Here is a 4,737-nt window from a genome sequence, read left to right on the forward strand (position 1 = left end):
GGTGATGGCGCCTGTCGTCGCATTCAAGCTAAGTCCCGCCGGCAATAGGTTGCTGCCCGTTAACGCGTAGGTAACTGACCCGCTTCCCCCTGACGTTTTTGCGACGCTTCCGCTAAACGCCCGGTTTTGGACCATTGGTGGCAACGTTGTGGGCAACACAATGGCTTCCGTAATCGTTCCGGTGTACTGCTGCGTTGCAGTTAGAGGCGGAGTCGACGAATCCGTCGCCTCGATCGTAAAGTCATAGGCGCCGCTGCCTGTCGGCGTCCCCGTTATGGCGCCTGTCGTCGTATTCAAGCTAAGTCCCGCCGGCAATAAGTTTCCGCCCGTTAACGCGTAGGTAACCGACCCGCTTCCCCCTGACGTTTTTGCGACGCTTCCGTTAAACACCTGATTTTGGACCATTGGTGGCAACGTCGTGGGCAGTACCATCGACGTTACGATGGTTCCGGTGTACTGCTGCGTTGCAGTCAGTGGCGGAGTCGACGAATCGGTTGCCTCGATCGTAAAGTCGTAGGCGCCGCTGCCTGTCGGCGTCCCCGTAATTGCGCCTGTCGTCGCATTCAAGCTAAGTCCCGCCGGCAATAGGTTGCCGCCCGTTAACGCGTAGGTAACCGACCCGCTTCCCCCTGACGTTTTTGCGACGCTTCCACTGAATACCCGGTTTTGGAGCATCGTTGGCAGCGTTGTGGGCAGCGATATTGGCGATGTCGTGGAGGCATTCAGGAGGGTAAAACTGACCAAGTTAAATGCAATCAACTGTGTATGCGGTTGCGCCGTGAAATAGACTCTAAATTTATCGATCTGTACACCAGAAAGCGGGGAACAATCGATAGGATAGGCCGTTTCACACGCCGCCCCCTGATCAGGACTACTGTAAGGGGTAGTCTGGGCAACTGCTGTATCGTTTATATAACCCACTATGTACACATTACTAAAATTATTGTAAAGAATATCCTGTGAAGCGTCATAATATTCACCTAGCACTATTCCTTGTAATCGGAAACTGCCTAATGTATCACCAGAAGCTTTCACCTCAATAAACGCGGATTTTGGAACATCACGATCACCTTTATCGTTGATATACACTCCACTGCTATCTTCCACAATCGGATTTGTAGAATCTTCCGACGATGAAAGTATAAAATAATTATCTGGGGGTGGACCTAGTAAGGAATTATCCGGTTTTCTACTGAATGCGCCACTAAATGTTTGAACGCCGCCAGGAAGAGCATACGCAGCAAATGGGAATACAATGGCAAGCAACAAGCTTACCGCCAACCATGGTGCGATTTTCTTTATCCAATTTGATGGCGGCCTTCCCACTTCAGCTATTCGTTTTCCCATAAATGGAATTCCCCCTTTGTAAAAAAATGACACGATACTCACCCACATTTTTGATAGTAAGGTATGGTTAACAACATATTCTCTATCTTTCTATCATTTCCTTCTTAATTTTGCCATAAGTATGGTCATGAGAACCTTAAGTAATGGCTTATCTATCGTGTTCGTATCGTTCGTTTTGTCATGCATGCCAACGGACTGCCACTAGCCTCGCCCGGGGTCCCGTGCCATGCAGGGCGCATATAAAAAAAGACTGCCGACAACAAACTTTGTCGACAGTCTGAGGCCACAGTGCCGGCCTCATTGAAAAAGGTGCTTGCAACGGTTGAACAGGGCGCCTCTCTTTGGGACTGCTCTACAGGCGCTCTTTTATTTCTGTTCCTCCGCTTTCTCAATTGTATAGGTCGTTGATGCCGCTTCGATGGCGCCCGCTGCCCAGTGATCCACCGGTACGTCGGACCAACTGGTTTGGGTGATTCCTGTCAGCGGTTTTCTTCCGATCAGTTGGTTCATGAGATAGACCATTTCCGCCCGTGTGATCGCTTTGTCCGGCTGGAAGGTGCCGTCGGGATAGCCGTGCAGGATATTGGCCGCCGCCATGGTGGCAATCGCCGGTTCTGCCCAATGACCCTGCACATCGCCGAAGGTGTTTTTCCCTGTATCGGTCATCTTTTTCCACTTAGTCACAAGAGCAGCCAGTTCCGCTCGCGTCACATACTGATCCGGTCGGAAGGCGCCGTCAGGGTACCCCTGGATCAGCTTCAACGCGTAGAGCTTCCGGATCGAATCGAGCGCCCAGTAGGTGGAGGGAACATCGGGATAGTCCACGACGATGGTATCGGCGTTGCTGGGCAGTTGCCGGGCGATCAGCGCCGCCAGTTCGCCTCTGGTGATCGGCTGTTCCGGTCTGAATGTGCGGTCAGGGTAGCCGAACACGTAGGGATGGATGGTGATCTTTGGATTTTCCACCGGTTTCGCTTGACTGCCGCCACCGCCGCCACTGCCACCGCCATTGTTTTGGGGAGCAGTCGCCCGCACAATGGTAAATACGCTGAACTTGTTGATTTCAATCTCGATCGCACTGGGTTGGTTCTGACTATTTCTCAGGATGCTCCCTGACTTTACTTCCTCCGTTCCGTCGGTGTGTTGCACCCAGACTTTGAGCGACGCCACATCCGCATCGGAAAGATTGCTCGGCAAGGGGAACGTGACCAGTGTTCGCCGGTCGCTCAAGTTGGTCTCGATGGTCATCGGTCTGCCCAGCACCTGAATCTGAACGCTCGAGACACCGAGTTCCCTGCGAACATTATCATTGCTCTGGGCGAGTTCGGTCTGACGCTCTACTTCCGGCTGGCGCTTGATAGGAACGACACGGAAATAGAGATCGATGCCGTCATTGCACAATGCTTGAATGCTTGCTTGCGGGATATCGACTTTCACATCAGGACTTGCGATCTGAAGTTCCTTCCCGTAGCTGTTCAACCGGGCCAAGGCGTTGCTATCGACGCCCACGTTGAAAATGTCTGCCTGGCTGGCGATGGGATCGGTTAAATCGATTCGGATGAGCGGTTCTTGCCGGTAAACCGCTTCGGCCACACTCTGACTGGCTTTTTGTTCATCGAGCCGAACGGAGTCCGCCACTTTGCTGTCGCCATCCGGAGTCGACCACACCGCGCGAGTGACATCCACTCGGGCAGCGGTGTCGCCGTTTTCACCGGCTTTGACATCAACCGTGCGTTGCGACGTCTGAACGGTTCCAGGGGCTTGCGGTTTTACGATGACCAAAAATGTCTTTTTAACCGGGTTTCCCGGCAGGTTGATCGTGGCCGTCAGGGTAACCGAAGCATCGGCGCTGCCGGAGGGACGTTGGACGGTTCCATTTGTCGAGATGATCGACGGGTTGCTGGAGGTCCAGACTACGGGGAAACTACCGGTGCTCATGACGGGGAGTGTGACATCGTGTTGGACAGTGTTCCATTCATCGCCCGATTGGAATCCGATCTGTAAGTCTTTTAGGGCGGCTGCCGCGGCGTCGGCTTCTCGTGTCACCGTCACCGTATAGGTTTTCGGCGTGCCGTCCTGGGCGGTAACGATCAGCCAAATGGTGTTGGGACCGACCGTCAGCGGGATGGGTCTGCTCGGCTGACCGTTGGTGACCTCTTCTCCGTTCACCCTAACCGCAGCGGTTGGATCGATCGTCGCCGTTACGGTTGTAGCGGTGAGGGCAAAGGGAGCCGTTGCCGTATAGTCGTATACCGCCGATGATACGGTTTCATTCAGGGAAAGACCGCTCAATGTTAACGCAGAGATCATGTTATTGCCGGACTGCGACTGGTTATTTACCTGTAAGGTAAACGATGCCGTCGCCGTCTGTGCGTCTTGATCGATAACTCGCACCGCAAAGTTGGCGGTCCCTGCTGTTGTCGGTGTTCCGTAGACGGCGCCGGTTACCGTGTTGAGATCAAGGCCTGCCGGCAATGCGCCGCTCGAGATTGACCACGTGTAGGGAAGGGCGCCTCCCGAAACGTCGACCGTTGCGTTATAGGGGGTTGCGACCGTGGCATTCGGCAATGCTTGCGTCGTTATGGTTGGCCCGTTGCCCCCCGGCGCCGCGCTGGTCGCGATGTCCACCTTGGTGGGCGCAGCCTGCACATTCGTGGCGCTATCTTCGACGACCACGTAGACATCATAGTCTGTGGACGCGCTCAGGTTCGGAATGCTGATGGTCGCTTCCGCATTCGCCGTCAGGTCCACGTAGCCTTTTTTCCCAGAACCTACGTCTGCTCCGCTCGCGTTCTGGCCGGCTTTCACCTGCGTCGCCGTCGGCGCCGGGGCTCCATTGGGAAGGACGACGTAGTAGGCTCTGCCGCTTTCGTTCGCCTTTGCCAACACGTTCGCGCTGGTGTCGGTGATCGTTCCTGCCTTCGGGTAGGTCGCCGCCCAGTCCGGCGGCGTCGTGTCGGGTGTCGACGGCGTTTGCAAGGTGATCGTCCCTGTCGACGCCGCCGACACGTTGCCGGTCCCGTCCACGGCGTACACCTTATAGGTCCCGGCAGCCAAACCCGTTGTCGCCAGCGCCGCGTCGCTGTTCGCCGTTGCGCTCACTTTCGTCGCTGTTCCGCCGCTGACCAACCCATCCAGGCTCGCTTTATCCGTCACCGCGCTTCCCGACGGCGCCAGATACAGCCAACCGTTTTCATTGCTCTGGGCCGTCACCGTCTGACCGATCGTCACCGTCCCGCCGCTCACCGTCACCGTTGGCGGCGTGGAGTCGGGGGTCGACGGCGTTTGCAAGGTGATCGTCGCCGACGACGCTGCCGACACGTTGCCCGTCCCGTCCACGGCGTACACCTTATAGTTCCCGGCAGCCAGCGTCGATGTCGCCAGCGCTGC

The 4,737-nt window shown here is 55.8% G+C and carries 2 protein-coding genes; both read right to left on the bottom strand.

The window, feature by feature from the left end:
* On the bottom strand, positions 1–744 hold a 744-nt coding region (locus tag GTO89_RS16780), incomplete at its 3' end, for a cadherin repeat domain-containing protein (protein ID WP_161263243.1).
* 969 nt (positions 745–1,713) lie between these two features.
* The coding region (locus GTO89_RS16785) for an S-layer homology domain-containing protein (RefSeq protein ID WP_207708941.1) at positions 1,714–4,737 on the bottom strand (3,024 nt) is incomplete at its 5' end.

The organism is Heliomicrobium gestii, from assembly GCF_009877435.1.
In the GTDB taxonomy this organism is placed as follows: domain Bacteria; phylum Bacillota; class Desulfitobacteriia; order Heliobacteriales; family Heliobacteriaceae; genus Heliomicrobium; species Heliomicrobium gestii.